Annotated in this window: 15 protein-coding genes; 14 read left to right on the plus strand and 1 reads right to left on the minus strand. The window is 32.5% G+C overall.

What is annotated here, in order from left to right:
- Positions 1-189: 189 nt before the first annotated feature.
- Positions 190-1,788 (plus strand): SH3 domain-containing protein, encoded by a 1,599-nt coding sequence (locus MKX82_RS27795; RefSeq protein WP_341081851.1) that lies wholly within the window; start codon positions 190-192, stop codon positions 1,786-1,788.
- 434 nt (positions 1,789-2,222) lie between these two features.
- Here the strand turns inward: MKX82_RS27795 and MKX82_RS27800 are convergent, their stop codons facing one another.
- Positions 2,223-2,585 carry a helix-turn-helix domain-containing protein gene (locus tag MKX82_RS27800; RefSeq protein ID WP_341081852.1) on the minus strand — a complete coding sequence of 121 codons (363 nt, stop codon included), beginning with the start codon at positions 2,583-2,585 and terminating at the stop codon, positions 2,223-2,225.
- 236 nt (positions 2,586-2,821) lie between these two features.
- Here MKX82_RS27800 and MKX82_RS27805 point away from each other — a divergent pair, with 236 nt between their 5' ends.
- The 13 genes from MKX82_RS27805 (at position 2,822) to MKX82_RS27865 (ending at position 13,114) form a co-directional block, all read left to right on the plus strand.
- Entirely contained in the window at positions 2,822-3,145 is a 324-nt protein-coding gene (locus tag MKX82_RS27805; protein ID WP_341081854.1) for a hypothetical protein, read from the plus strand.
- Positions 3,146-3,261: 116 nt separating this feature from the next.
- A complete protein-coding gene (locus tag MKX82_RS27810; protein ID WP_341081857.1) occupies positions 3,262-4,236 on the plus strand; it encodes a helix-turn-helix domain-containing protein in 975 nt (324 codons plus the stop codon).
- Positions 4,237-4,251: 15 nt separating this feature from the next.
- Positions 4,252-4,410 (plus strand): hypothetical protein, encoded by a 159-nt coding sequence (locus MKX82_RS27815; RefSeq protein ID WP_341081859.1) that lies wholly within the window; start codon positions 4,252-4,254, stop codon positions 4,408-4,410.
- A gap of 402 nt (positions 4,411-4,812) precedes the next feature.
- Positions 4,813-5,526 (plus strand): thermonuclease family protein, encoded by a 714-nt coding sequence (locus MKX82_RS27820; protein ID WP_341081861.1) that lies wholly within the window; start codon positions 4,813-4,815, stop codon positions 5,524-5,526.
- Positions 5,527-5,773: 247 nt separating this feature from the next.
- Positions 5,774-5,938 carry an aspartyl-phosphate phosphatase Spo0E family protein gene (locus MKX82_RS27825; protein ID WP_341081863.1) on the plus strand — a complete coding sequence of 55 codons (165 nt, stop codon included), beginning with the start codon at positions 5,774-5,776 and terminating at the stop codon, positions 5,936-5,938.
- Positions 5,939-6,178: 240 nt separating this feature from the next.
- On the plus strand, positions 6,179-6,535 hold the full coding sequence (locus MKX82_RS27830; RefSeq protein WP_341081865.1) for a DUF4257 domain-containing protein: 357 nt from the start codon (positions 6,179-6,181) through the stop codon (positions 6,533-6,535).
- Between the two features lie 91 nt (positions 6,536-6,626).
- A complete protein-coding gene (locus tag MKX82_RS27835) occupies positions 6,627-6,923 on the plus strand; it encodes a hypothetical protein (RefSeq protein ID WP_341081867.1) in 297 nt (98 codons plus the stop codon).
- A 115-nt stretch (positions 6,924-7,038) separates the two neighbouring features.
- Entirely contained in the window at positions 7,039-7,491 is a 453-nt protein-coding gene (locus MKX82_RS27840; protein WP_341081869.1) for a hypothetical protein, read from the plus strand.
- Between the two features lie 140 nt (positions 7,492-7,631).
- Positions 7,632-8,789: a hypothetical protein gene (locus MKX82_RS27845; protein ID WP_341081872.1), complete on the plus strand. Its 1,158-nt coding sequence runs from the start codon at positions 7,632-7,634 to the stop codon at positions 8,787-8,789.
- A gap of 111 nt (positions 8,790-8,900) precedes the next feature.
- Positions 8,901-10,463, plus strand: a complete 1,563-nt coding sequence (locus tag MKX82_RS27850; protein ID WP_341081874.1) for a restriction endonuclease — start codon at positions 8,901-8,903, stop codon at positions 10,461-10,463.
- A gap of 148 nt (positions 10,464-10,611) precedes the next feature.
- Entirely contained in the window at positions 10,612-11,073 is a 462-nt protein-coding gene (locus MKX82_RS27855) for a hypothetical protein (RefSeq protein ID WP_341081876.1), read from the plus strand.
- A gap of 13 nt (positions 11,074-11,086) precedes the next feature.
- Entirely contained in the window at positions 11,087-11,365 is a 279-nt protein-coding gene (locus MKX82_RS27860; RefSeq protein WP_341081877.1) for a hypothetical protein, read from the plus strand.
- A gap of 105 nt (positions 11,366-11,470) precedes the next feature.
- Positions 11,471-13,114 (plus strand): NlpC/P60 family protein, encoded by a 1,644-nt coding sequence (locus MKX82_RS27865; RefSeq protein ID WP_341081878.1) that lies wholly within the window; start codon positions 11,471-11,473, stop codon positions 13,112-13,114.
- Positions 13,115-13,332: the final 218 nt, after the last annotated feature.

A 13,332-nucleotide genomic window follows, 5' to 3' on the forward strand; every position in this document is an offset into this window, starting at 1 on the left:
GAGGTGAGTATTTTAAGAGGATGTAGACTGGATACTGAGCGATATTATTTATTGCAAATATGATAATTTTACACAAATAGTAAAATAGTCCTGATGTTTTATTACTATTTCGTGTTTCAAATTATTAGTATGAATAGTAAAATATACATATATGTACATATAAGGAGAGAAGAGAGAGGGAAACAAAATATGAAAAAACATATGAAAAAACATATGATTTTACTATCTGTATTAGTCATGAGCTTTATAACAATCTTTTCGGTAACAAGTAGTAATGCTAGTGCTGCAACGTTAGAGAAAGCTAAATGTACAATGACTATAGAAAAAAAGAACACTAAAGATAATATGGTAACTGCTTCTGAACCATGTAATGGAGAGATTTGGGGGTATTATGGAGCTAATAACGATTCCTATAATCTTGTAGGAGCTCGGAATGCTAGTGTTACTAAAAACGGACAGGTTTTCCAAATGTATTTATCTTCAGGTAACTATGTAGAGGCCGATTTAACTGTTTATATTGGGGCTCAAGACACTGATGATTCAGAAACTGAAACTAATCTTCCTACTCTTTATAAGCTTAGAGTTACAAAGGATGATGCAGCAGTACATACAAGCAATAGTGGTAGTTCTAAAACATACAAGCATTTAAAGTTAAATGATATTGTAGAAGTAGTCGAACAAAAAGGTACTTGGTATAAAATCAAAGATGGTTCAACTTATGGTTGGATTTGGAATCAATATGTTTCAAAGGATTTAACGCCAGAAGTACCAACAGTTCTTTATAGCTTAAGAGTTACAAAGGACAACGCAGCTGTACATACAAGCAATAGTGGAAGTTCTAAAACGTACAAGCATTTGAACTTGAATGACATTGTAGAAGTGGTAGAGCAAAAAGGTACTTGGTATAAAATTAAAGATGGTTCAACGTATGGTTGGATTTGGAACCAGTACGTATCAACTGATTTAACACCAGAAGTACCAACAGTTCTTTATAACTTAAGAGTGACAAAGGATAGTGCAGCTGTTCATACAAGTAATAGTGGCAGTTCTAAAACGTACAAGCATTTGAACCTGAATGACATTGTAGAAGTAGTAGAGAAAAAAGGTACTTGGTATAAAATTAAAGATGGTTCAACGTATGGTTGGATTTGGAATCAATATGTATCAACTGACTTAACACCAGAAGTACCATCAAAAGTACTTTATGAACTAAGAGTAACTAAGGAAAAAGCTGCTGTTCATACGAGTAATAGTGGTAAATCCAAAACGTATAAACACCTTTATACAAACAATATTGTAGAGGTTGTAGAGAAAAAAGGTACTTGGTATAAAATTAAAGACGGCACAGGTTATGGTTGGATCTGGAACCAATATGTATCCACTAATCTAACACCACAATCTTTGTATGATTTAAGAATTGTTAAGGATAAAGCCGCTATTCATACAAGTAATAGTGGAAAATCTAAAACATACAAGCATTTGTACAAAAATAATATTGTGGAAGTAGTAGAGAAAAAAGGTACTTGGTATAAGATCAAAGACGGATCAAGTTATGGCTGGGTTTGGAATCAATACGTATCCACTAACCTAACGCAAAATACTTTATACAAGATGAAAGTAACAAAAGATAAAGCAGCTGTTCATACAAGTGACAGTGGAAAAGCAAAGACTTATAAGCATTTGTCTAAAAATAAAGTAGTAGAAGTAGTCGAGAAAAAGAACAACTGGTATAAAATCAAAGATGGCAAAAGCTTTGGTTGGATATACGGTAATTATGTAAAGAAATAACATAAAGGGATAAATCGCTAATGTGATTTATCCCTTTTTATTATGAATATGTAATTTGCACGATGATAGTGTGAAAAAAGTGTTAAAAATAATAATTTTATAAAATAGTTTTAGGGAAAAACACCTTAAATGTTAAATTCATTTTTCCACCCCAAATAAACATGAACCCTACCAATAGTAAGTGGATATATAAATCTTGTTTAGAGCAAAATTCAACCACCATAGAGGATTAATTGCTAAATCCTTACATCTATTCCCCTGGATATTTTCTAGTTTTCACACCAATTTTACCTGAATCTTATTTATCTTAAAACCAAAAAATCTAATTTGTATACCTTCACCTGGATCTCCCATTTGAACAGGAGTATGTTCTCTTTAACCTAACATTCCTGGGTCTTTCATAAACAATCCCCTCTATACACTAATTTTACAGTTTACTCTTCTTTAGTTTGATTTTTATCCAATATAGATACTAGATTACTTACTAATTCATGGATTAGTATAAGCTCTTCCTGGGATCTTGAACTTAAAAGGTTCATATGTGTTGTTAACAAAACGTCCTTATTAATAATTTGTTCCGTTTCACTAATTGGTTTAAATAAATCTTTAGCTTCTATTTCTAATGCTTGCGTTATTTTATTTAATGTTCCAAGAGAAATATTTCTCTCTGCTCTTTCCACACCACCAATATAAGCGGAATGAATGTTGGCGATTTCAGCTAGTTTTTCTTGCGTATACCCTTTATTTAAGCGGAAGTATTTTATTCTTTCTCCGATTACTCTAACAAGATCATTCATTCTATACACCTCCTTATAAGAGTAAAAAAAGTTGGGAACTCTTAACAGTATCATATAAGTTAGTTTTATTAATAAATAATACTTATAAGTTATGTGTTTACCGCATTTAAAGGTTTGTGATAAAATTAATTATGAATTTATAGTTAAATTTATAGTTAATTTTTACGTTTGTTTCAATAATGTTAGGTTGATTTACTAACAAAACTTAGATTTACTCTAGAAGGAGAAAAAATTCCATGGAGGAAAAATACTATTTTAAAAAAGAAGAAAGAGAAATTGGGTTTAGAAAAAAGGTAAGAGTGAGGAAGACAGTTTATTTTCTACATGAGTTTAAAGATGGTTATCGTGTCGAGGTAAATAGATTTTTCTATTCTAATGTAGTGGAGGTAAGTCTTATGTTAGGAGGAGGTAAATCTCAAGTTAAACAGTTTACAGCCGTTAGTGAAGCCTTACCAAATCCAACAAAGGAAGAATTAGAATCACTGGTGAAGGAATATTGTACGAATGCAGCTACCCTTATTAATGAGGCAATCAAAAAAAGAGAAACCGAAGATTCATGATGTAATATAAAGTTAAGTGCTTATTTTATAAAAGTTACCTATTTTATTAGCGTGTTTATAAAAACAGTCTTCAAATGATATAATATACCCAAATATGATTATTAAGGGTGAACTAAATGGATGATAAACAGTACAGTAAAGAGCTGTCTACGAAGGATGCGGCTGAACTGTTAAATGTTAAGGTAACAACAATTCATAAATATGTTAAGGAAGGCAAACTTACTCCTTCGAATGTAGCGAGTTGGCATATAGATAATAGAAAATACTTTTATGAAGCAGATCTACTTCGTCTTAAGAAAGAATTAGAAAAGCCAGGTTATACAACTGGTGATGTCGCAAAGATATTAAATTTACATACTGTCACTATTTCTCAATATGTAGCTAAAGGATTATTAAAAGCAGAAAAACACATATATAAAGGAAGAGAACTTAATTTCATAAGTAAAGAAGAATTTGATCGTTTCTCTAAAAAGTATCTAGGTAAAAAGCGTGCAGAAAAAAAGGAGTTTTATGATAAGGATTCAGAAACTGCATGGTTTCAACGCTTTGCTAACCAGGATGGTATGGAGGCAAGAATATTAATAGAAGATTATGAACCTGTGCTCGTAACTAAATCAGGTTTAAGGATAACAATAAATGAAATAGAGGGTAACGGTTACTTACCACAAACACTTATTATTGACCATGGATATGTATCTAAAAAGGGATATGCTACATTCGCATTTTCTTATCAGGACAAGATTGACTACCCTCTCTATGATTTTATTGAAATTTGTTATAGTCACCTGGGGCCAAAAAATATGAAATTAGGATTAGAAGAGTCTATATTAACTTTAGAAATAAAGCCATATGTATTTCCAGACAATTTGCTTAACGAAAAAATAGTTGACCTCTTAAATCTCCACCTTAAAGAGGGAAGTATTACTCCATCTCGTAAAGGTATATATATTGATAGTGATCATGAGATATTAACTTTTGCGGCACCCTCTTCTCTCAAGAAGAAAGTGAAACAAGCTTCTGATGAAAAAAATATAACGATGGAAGAACTTTTAGCAGACATTGTTTCTAATTATTTTAATGATGGAAATTAAGAAGGGGTGTACGAAATGGGACAAATTATTCCGTTTAAACCAAAGTACCAAGTTGTAGAATTTGGTGATCCGAAAGAGAAAAGAGATGCTCGAACAAAGGAATTACTACAAGAGTATGAAGAATTAAAAGAGAGGATAGAGAAGAGAAAAGCGAAATTTTTCATGTTCAAATAGATGAAGTAAGAAAAATATGGTAAGATGTATTGGTAATATTATTTTAAATTTCAATTTTTTAGCGATCCGTATGGATTAGCAGACTAACTAATAAACAAGAAGCCTTTGGGCCTAAAAAACAAATTTTGTATTTCATTTCGATGTATGCAAATTTTGTTTAGGCCTGAAGGCTTCTTTTTGTTTTTAAAAGGGGGCAAAAAAGAGATGGATTTAGAGAGTTGATTATTAATTAAAGTGTACAGAGAGGCTTGAGGGATAAACAAAGAGAAAGAGGAAAAGGATCTGGATGTAGTTAAGATAATTAAATAAAAAATGGATGAGAACACCTCGAATAAAACTTTTAGGTAAGTTTTAGTGGTATATGGGTGTTCTTTTATTTTTCTATATAGGAGTGGGACTTTAATGAGAAATTTTAAAAATGTAATTATCGCCATATGTATGATTGTTTTGCTAAGTGGCTGTTCTTCTAGTGATCTAATGGATTATACAGATAGGAAAACATATGAAGTTGCAAAGGATTCAGAAAGTGAGAATGGCACATTCCTTGAAAATCTGATAAATGGCACAGAACAAACACAAGAATCTTCAATAGAAGATATGCGAACGATGACCGTTGAACGGGTTATTGATGGTGATACTGTTGTATTTCAAGATGGATCGAAAGCCCGCCTTTTATCCATTAACACTCCAGAAATTACAAAAGGGAAAAATGAACCTTACGGAGAAGACGCACAAGCATTTCTTGCGCAGCTTGTGGAAGGAAAAGAGATACAAATTAAGAATGATCCTAAGGCTGGTGAAACCGATAAATATGGAAGATTACTCGTACATGCTTTTGTCGGTGGTAAGAGTATACAGTATTTACTGATAACAGAAGGATTAGCGAAAGTTGCTTATCTTTATAATGATTATGAATATACGGATTTATATAAAGAAGCAGAGGAATTAGCGAAAAATAAGAGTCTTAATATCTGGAGTATTTCAGGATATGCCGACAGTGAAGAGAATGACTTTAATACAAATGTAGTAAAAGAATCAATCGTGGATGAAGCATCCACTACTGTAAAAAGTGTTCTAGATTACCTTAATCATGCTAAGGATCTTCTAAAGAATTAGTTAAGTTTTATCTTCTAAAATAAACGAGATGCTATTTTGACATTGAACAATATTACAATGATTGCCTAATTTTATTGCGAAGCCATGTGATCCATCATAATGATGCATGGAAGGTAAGAATAACAAGGATGCAATTTCGGTAAAACTAACCGGTGAATATAGAAAGAGGATAAGGTATAGAGGGAAATTGGGAGCCTTACAGCTATTAGGTAGGGCTAATCAAACACGAAGTTAGGAGAGGGGAATATTGAAAGATATCTTAGAGCGCATAGAAAATGTTAGAACAGAGATGATTAATATAGGATTAAACGAGGGGTTTAGGTCAGATAAAACACTTAAATTAAGTGAAAAATTAGATGATCTTATCATACAATATCAAAAATTAAATATAAGGGAAAAGCAAATCTCTTAAGTTAAAGGAGAAAAATATAAAACTAGTTGGTAGTTAACGTAAAATATAGTAAAATAGAAAGGTATTTTACTTTTACATTTTTACTTTTTTTTGCAATCTTTTTTAGATTAGCAGGTTAACTAATAAACGTAGCAGCCTTTGGGCTAATAGACTCTTTATTTACTTTGCGTAAATATTGGGTTTGTTATCTCAAAGGCTTTTTTGCGTTTATTGACAATTAAGCATAGAGAGGTGATGAGTTTGTTAGAAAATTTAGTTATTGCGGGTTGTATTGGCGGTTTTATGGGTTTGTTAACTCACGCGAAAAGAAACAATACTATTAAAAAACCAAGAAACCATAAAACAACTTTTAACCCAGGTGTACTCTTAGACATTGGTTTTGGTGCAGTTGGTGCAATTGTTGCGATTTTATTTGCAGATCCTAATGGAATGGAGCGTATTTTTTTAACAGCAATTTTAGGCGGATATGCAGGAGAAAATGCAATTAATATGGTCGAAAAAGATAAAGCATTAAAGAACAACCAAGTTGTAAATACACTTGTTTTAGAGGAGAACGAAGAATTACCACCAGCTAATAAAAAAAAGAAGGAAAAATGAAAATTGCTCCTTCTTCATATTTAGCATAAGGTCATTTGTGGTATAATAATAATAATTATATAGAACGTTTAGGCAAAAGGAGAAAGGAGAGATGACCATGGTCCGCTTAAGGGATGTATTAACTGCTGAAGAAAAGCAAAGAGTAGATGAGTTGAAATTGCTTATACTTGATGCTTTTAGTGATAAGGAAAGATATGTTTTAGAACAAGAAGTTAGAGAAATATTTGATACAGCGAAGGCAAGATATTATGAAATGTTAAATGCTTCAGAAGAGCAATCGGCTACAGTTGAATTTACAGCGAAGCGAAAAGAATCTCTTGCATTTAAAATTAGTAATTTAAGAAATAGAAGAAGGTTATCTAAACTTTCTAAGGTTGCATCTTTATAAAAAAGTAGGCTTTATTCCAAGTTAATTGGAATAGAGCCTTTTTAATATCAAAAAATAAAGAAGGTAAAGGACAAAGATTTTGATCTTTGTCCTTTTATTTTGGGAGGGTCAAAAGATGTTTTTTACAGCATATAAAGAACGTAAGGTGTTTTTAGGTGATAAGGTTGACGTATATAGAAATTTACACTCAGAGGGAGCGGGCTATAGTATCCGGTGCAATAAGACAAAACTTGTACTTGCGCATTGTAGTGCGGTCAGCTTAACTGATGCTAAATTTCATGTCTCAGAAAGCGGTCGAATGAAAACAGTTGATGAAAAGAGAAAAAGGGTACATGCCTATATAACTGGAACTTTAAAAAGTATTAACCAAGAGCCTCCAGAGTGTTTTAGTATGGTATATTACAACCCATATAAAACCCCTCTATTTTTAAATACAACTACTAATAGACCAGTATTAACTAGTGAGGAAGTCTATTGTATGGGGAAACATTCCTTTGTAGTAGAGGGAGAAGAAAAGATACAAGAGATTGTACAATTAGATCTAATGGGTGATCTGGGTCTTCTTTAAGCGTGTTAGAAGATCTTTTATCATGTTGATATTGGAAGATAAAGCACAAGCCATTTAGTTATATGTGGCAAGGTTACTAATATTTTAATATTCAAAGAGAAGTAAGGTTATCTTACTTCTCTTTTTTGTGGAGGAAGACTATGTATTTAAATAATAAATGTGATTCCAGAGTAATAGAGAGAAAATTCCAAAGGAGATTAAAAAAGAGAGGGGCATTTTATACAGTTAATGGTGCTGTTAACTATTTGAAGCAGCTGAATAAAAACTGTTTATTGATATTTACCAGTAAAGGACAAGCTATTATAAAGATAAAGAGGGAAACCATAAGAAAGTGTATCGATTATTTCTTTCATAAGCGAACAGTAATAAGAAAAGATATGGAACAGTTTTGTGCTTATTCTTCTTCATTGTTTGCTATTCTGTGGGATTGTTTTAGCGATGTATCGAAAATTCAGAAACTCACTAACAATACGTTTCGGCTATCGTTAGAGGGTACAAGAGTTTACTTCTCTGGTCTAGAACGTTCACCTGGGATGAGAAAAATGGTGAAGGAGCAAAAGGGGGATTATCTTTTGTTTAATTACTATTCCATTAGCCAATCCAGTGGAGATCCAGTTGAAAAGCTGGAGGATAATGATCAGTATTGCATTATAGATAGCGGAGCTTTCAGTTTTTACAATGAGCAAAAAAAGAAAACACAGCAAATCTGTTTATTCAATGAAGAGGTCATGCAAGAAATGTATTTGGAGAGTTACATCGATTATATAAATAGTCACAAAGACAATACTCGTGTTCTTGGTTTCATATCGCTTGATGTCATTGGAGATGAAAGCAAAACAATGGAAAATTATCGTTATATTAAACAAAAAACTGATGCATTAATTATTCCAGTTTGGCAGGTTACAGGCTCTATGAAGTATCTTTCTGAGCTAGTTGCTGAGGAGCATGCTGTCATTTGCATTGGTGGAATGGTTCCGTATTTAAGTAAACGAAAAGATTACCTCCGAAAGAAGTTAAAATTTATTAAGAAAAGTTTTCCAGATCAGAATTTTCATTTCCTTGGTGTTGCAGATGAGCTACTTATGGAGTTTGAAGTCTTCTCTTCGGACTCTACCGCTTATTTAAACGCTCGAAAATATAATGATAATAGAATATATTTGGATAATGGATACAGAGAGGCAGCTCCTATTCACTTCAGTACTTTAAGTATTATGAAGTACAACATAAACTATTTAGTATCATTAGAGGAATCATCGCCAAAACAATTAGAATTAATAAATGATATAGCTCTACTTTAAAGTAGGGCTTTTTTTATTTATTAATATGGTTTTAAGTTATATGATGATAATTAGATAAAATAAAATTATATATAACTTACTAGATTTATAAGGAAGCAGGAGAAATTTTTTATGATTAAATATTTTAAAGATGCTACTAACGCTGTAGCTAAAAAGCAAGAAAATATGTTGGAAATTGAAAAGCTAAATAAACAAATATATATAGCTGAAAACAAATATCTTGAAATAGAAAAGAAAAAGAATGAACTATATTATGAAATTGAAAAGAAAGAAAAAGAAATAAAAGCTTTAAATCAAGAAGCAGGGAGATTAACGATCTTCAAATTAAAAACTGAAAATGAAAATAATGAGTTAGCACAGGAAAATACTAAGCTGAAGGAACAAAATACCAATTTAACAAAGCAGCTTAGCGAATTAAATAAAGAAAATGAATTGAAAACTAAATTGATAATCAAAAAGGAAATCCATTTAAATAATTTGGATCTTCAAATACAGTATATGGAATCACAGGAAGATCCCGCTATAAAAAAAAGGAAAAGTGTTGCTCGATTATGCAGTGCTTTAAAGCAATATAATGAAATGAACGAAAAATTTTCTATTGATTCTTCAAAAATACAATTTTCGTATCCATATATAGTTGATTTTGATAAAAGTAATAAGAATATCTTGAGTAAACAAACCCTTACTTTACAAAAAAATGAAAGAGCACAGAGAGAGTTAGAATGGAAGTTACATAATGATAAACAGCTAAATGAGTTGATGGAACGGTTTGTCGATAGATATAATTGTTTTACTTTAATAATACCTCAAGTTGTAGAGTATATAGATAAACATATAATTTCTGAAATGGATGATGTGTTAGACTTTAATACCCCAAGAGTAAATGTACAAAACAATGCTTGGGACTTATACAAAGACCATATTTCCGTTTTCTTTGAATACTTGGAGCAACGTAACTTTCTGGTGAAAAATAATGAAGTCTATTATTTGCAACTTCTTAAAGAGAAGGCAATGAATAAAAATTATGAAGAGTTGGAAGATGAGTTTTATGAATTACTACAGTTAAGATTTGATGAGTTAACTATGGAACAAGTCATTCAACATTTTATAAAAACAATTGATAAAGAAATAAATACATATAAATATTTAGCGTTTTTAGATAGTTATTTAGTTAAACATGGTTTTATAGCTAATAGTTTTTCTGACCTAGATGAATTGTATGAATTAGTTCTGGAAGAATCTAAACAATATGAGTTATTAAAATTTGAAAAGTCATTATTAGATACAAAAGAACAAACAAATGAAAACAAAATAACAATTAAAGATGTTGAATTAATGACAGGTAGAGAATTCGAAGAGTTTTTGGTAATTTTGTTAAATAACTTAGGTTATAGAGCTGAAATCACCAAAACAACTGGCGACCAAGGTGTAGATATTATAGCGAAAAAGAATGGCAAGAAGTATGCTATTCAAGCTAAACGATACTCTGTTCCTGTTGGGAATAAGGCTGTCCAAGAGGTTGTAGCAGGTAAAGCTTATTATCGTACAGATAAAGCATTAGTAATTACAAATAATAAATTTACCCCTTCTGCTATAGATGCGGCTAATAAAACAAAGACCTTACTATGGGATGGTCAAAAGTTAATGAGTATGATTGAATTAGCCAACATGTAGTGTTAATCACTCTTTACAATTACATTATACATTGATAAACTTAACTTAATTAGATAACACTAAAGGGAGAGCCCCTAGATGTAGAATGTGCCACCGGTATGTTCTCTTCTAGGGGCTTTTTTATTTTTAAAAGGAGTGATTTTTTATCATGTCAGAAATTAAAAATGAAAGAGTGATTATGGAAGGTACTTATTGTACCAACGTGGTGTTAAGGTGGTTAACTACTGATTTAGCGCTAACGAATAAACGATTTAAAGGATATGATCGAAACACCTTATTTAGCCTTTTACCATTAGGGAAAAACGAAGTAACAATGCCCTTAAAATCTATTGCGAGTGTTTCTACCTCTACAAAATTTCACTTAAAACGCTTTGCTATTGGTTTAGTTATTACCCTGATTGGTATACCAGAGTTGTTAAATTTTAATTTATTTGGTCTTTTATTTTTGGTGTTAGGAATTGTACCTCTATTTAATTCTTATACATCTGCTTTAATTGTGACGAATAATGCTGGCCATTCTATCCCTATTCAAATCTCTATTCTAGAAAAAGGAAACCTTCAGGAGTTTGCGAACAAGGTAAACGACACTATCGCCGAGGAAGTAGCGTAAGGGAGAAGGAAAAGTGAATATGGAGGCATACTTATTAGAGACAGACCCTAAATCGGTTGCACACGAGCACGACAAGAGGTTTCTCAGAAATATATTGAAAAAAGAAAAGTTCATCTCGGTACCTTGCTCTAATCGTTCTATTATGAGGGGGGAAGCTTTAGGTGAAGTAATAATTGAAGTTTCATCCGACACAGAGCTCAGAGAAATCATTCAAATGGTAAAGATAATGAAGAAACGAAAAAGTCCGTTACGCCCTTTATTTCAGACGATTGCTGCAGGGATAGTGGAGTGACTTTAGTAAAGGGATTTAATAATCAAATATAAATAAAGGGAGAGCCCCTAAGGAGATATAGTAATCCTATGTCTTCTTAGGGGTTTTTATATTTAAGGAGGAACTATGAAGAAAATAGCTGCTATTTGTTTAAGTGTTGGGGTAATTGGAACAACGCATGTAAGTGCAGAAGAACAAAGTCAAACGGTATCCGATCACTTACAAAGTAATCAAGACAGCATTCAGGAACAAGTCACAAAGATGGATAAAGAGATAAACGCTTATCAAAATGAACGAGTTATTCTGGAACGACAATTGAACCAGTATGATAAGGCGTTGGAGCAGAATCAACTTACCATAAAAAAAGAACAGGAACGATTAGAATCTATTTCTTCTCGGTTAGAAACGATTAACAAACAAATGAAGGAAATAGATCCAGATGGTCAGTTAAGTAAAATGGTCCATCAAGATCTAATCCTTGGAATTCCTGCCATTACGACAGTTAATAAACAACAATATTTATTGGATAACGTTCAACAGGTAAGTCAATTACTTACGCTGCAAGAAGAGCTAAATGAAGCTACATCGGAACTGGAAAGTAACCAAGTGGAATTAGAAGGCATGGTTTCACAGCTACAAGAACAACAAAGTGAAAAGGAACAATTGGTGGAGCAGCTGAAACAAAAAGAAGCAGCTTCCAAGGAACAAAAGCAACAACTCCTAGAAAAAAACAAGAAAATAGAGAAAGAAAAGAACCTAATAGAAGAGGCAATCAGCAATGAAGAGGAGAGAGCAGAACAGGGAAGTGCATTCTTTGGTCAAAGTAATATCCCTTCTAATACTACTGTGATTAGTCCATCTATAGATACAAGCGTTACTGGAGTTCCATCACAGTATATGAAGTACTATCTGTACGGAGAAAAAGAATATGGTGTACCTTGGTACTATCTGGCTGCCATTCATTCCATAGAGACAAGCTTCTCCACTAGTCCTACTATGACTTCTTCCGTTGGAGCAATTGGTAGCATGCAATTCATTCCAAGTACTTGGGTTGGGTACAAGTATGAATCGAGCGGAGGTTTGGTTGGAGAGGATGTAGATATTACTGACCTAGAAACAATCAAAAAGGGAAATGGCTATGGTGTGGATGCAGATAATGACGGCAAAGCAGACCCTTATAGCGTTGCAGATGGAGTAGCTGCAGCTGCTAACTATTTATCTAGTAATGGATTTGCCACAGATCCGAGAAAAGCTATCTGGCATTATAACCATGCAGACTGGTATGTGGAAAAAGTAATCAACTTAGCTGAAAACTTCAAAAATGGTACCCAAATCTCTAAGGATGGAGATGTTCAACTGAAATCCGGTGGGGAGTATGACGTTACTACTGTAGGTAACCGGTGGATTGGAAACTCCGTTTATGTATTTGGTGGTGGTCGCAATCAAGAGGATGTAAAGAACGGTAGATTTGATTGCTCTAGCTTCGTTTATTGGGCGTATTATCAAATAGGGGTTCAGTTAGGAGAACAAAGCTCAGTAAGTACGGAGACATTAAAAAATAGGGGTACTGCTGTTGAAGAAAAGGAAATGCAGCCAGGTGATTTAGTCTTTTTTGATACATATAAAAAGGATGGGCATGTCGGTATTTATATAGGTGATGGTAAATTCATTGGTGCTCAAAGTTCCAATGGGGTAGCTATAGAGGATATGACTACAGGCTATTGGAAAGAAAAATTTAATCACCGAGTTCAGCGAGTTACTAATATTTAATGATTCAAGAATCAGTTCCTATTCATGGTATAATAAGAGGTTAGAAGCTCGTCACTTCTAACCAAAAGTTATTAGCGAAACTCAATAAAAGGAAGGGGAGTAATATCCTCTTCTTTTTGTTATTTTAAACCTTTTTTACATTGTGACTCCAGGTGCGATATAACTATACATAAATGTTATAACTTTGGGAATAATATAAGAGTAGCAAGTTTAAATCC

It is taken from the genome of Niallia sp. FSL R7-0271, from assembly GCF_038005785.1.
In the GTDB taxonomy this organism is placed as follows: Bacteria; Bacillota; Bacilli; order Bacillales; family Cytobacillaceae; genus Niallia.

Coding starts and splice junctions, on each gene's coding strand:
- MKX82_RS27855 (WP_341081876.1), top strand. CDS start 10,612: ATGTCAGAAATTAAAAATGAAAGAGTGATTATGGAAGGTACTTATTGT.
- MKX82_RS27815 (WP_341081859.1), top strand. CDS start 4,252: ATGGGACAAATTATTCCGTTTAAACCAAAGTACCAAGTTGTAGAATTT.
- MKX82_RS27820 (WP_341081861.1), top strand. CDS start 4,813: ATGAGAAATTTTAAAAATGTAATTATCGCCATATGTATGATTGTTTTG.
- MKX82_RS27805 (WP_341081854.1), top strand. CDS start 2,822: ATGGAGGAAAAATACTATTTTAAAAAAGAAGAAAGAGAAATTGGGTTT.
- MKX82_RS27850 (WP_341081874.1), top strand. CDS start 8,901: ATGATTAAATATTTTAAAGATGCTACTAACGCTGTAGCTAAAAAGCAA.
- MKX82_RS27795 (WP_341081851.1), top strand. CDS start 190: ATGAAAAAACATATGAAAAAACATATGATTTTACTATCTGTATTAGTC.
- MKX82_RS27865 (WP_341081878.1), top strand. CDS start 11,471: ATGAAGAAAATAGCTGCTATTTGTTTAAGTGTTGGGGTAATTGGAACA.
- MKX82_RS27810 (WP_341081857.1), top strand. CDS start 3,262: ATGGATGATAAACAGTACAGTAAAGAGCTGTCTACGAAGGATGCGGCT.
- MKX82_RS27800 (WP_341081852.1), bottom strand. CDS start 2,585: ATGAATGATCTTGTTAGAGTAATCGGAGAAAGAATAAAATACTTCCGC.
- MKX82_RS27845 (WP_341081872.1), top strand. CDS start 7,632: ATGTATTTAAATAATAAATGTGATTCCAGAGTAATAGAGAGAAAATTC.
- MKX82_RS27835 (WP_341081867.1), top strand. CDS start 6,627: ATGACCATGGTCCGCTTAAGGGATGTATTAACTGCTGAAGAAAAGCAA.
- MKX82_RS27840 (WP_341081869.1), top strand. CDS start 7,039: ATGTTTTTTACAGCATATAAAGAACGTAAGGTGTTTTTAGGTGATAAG.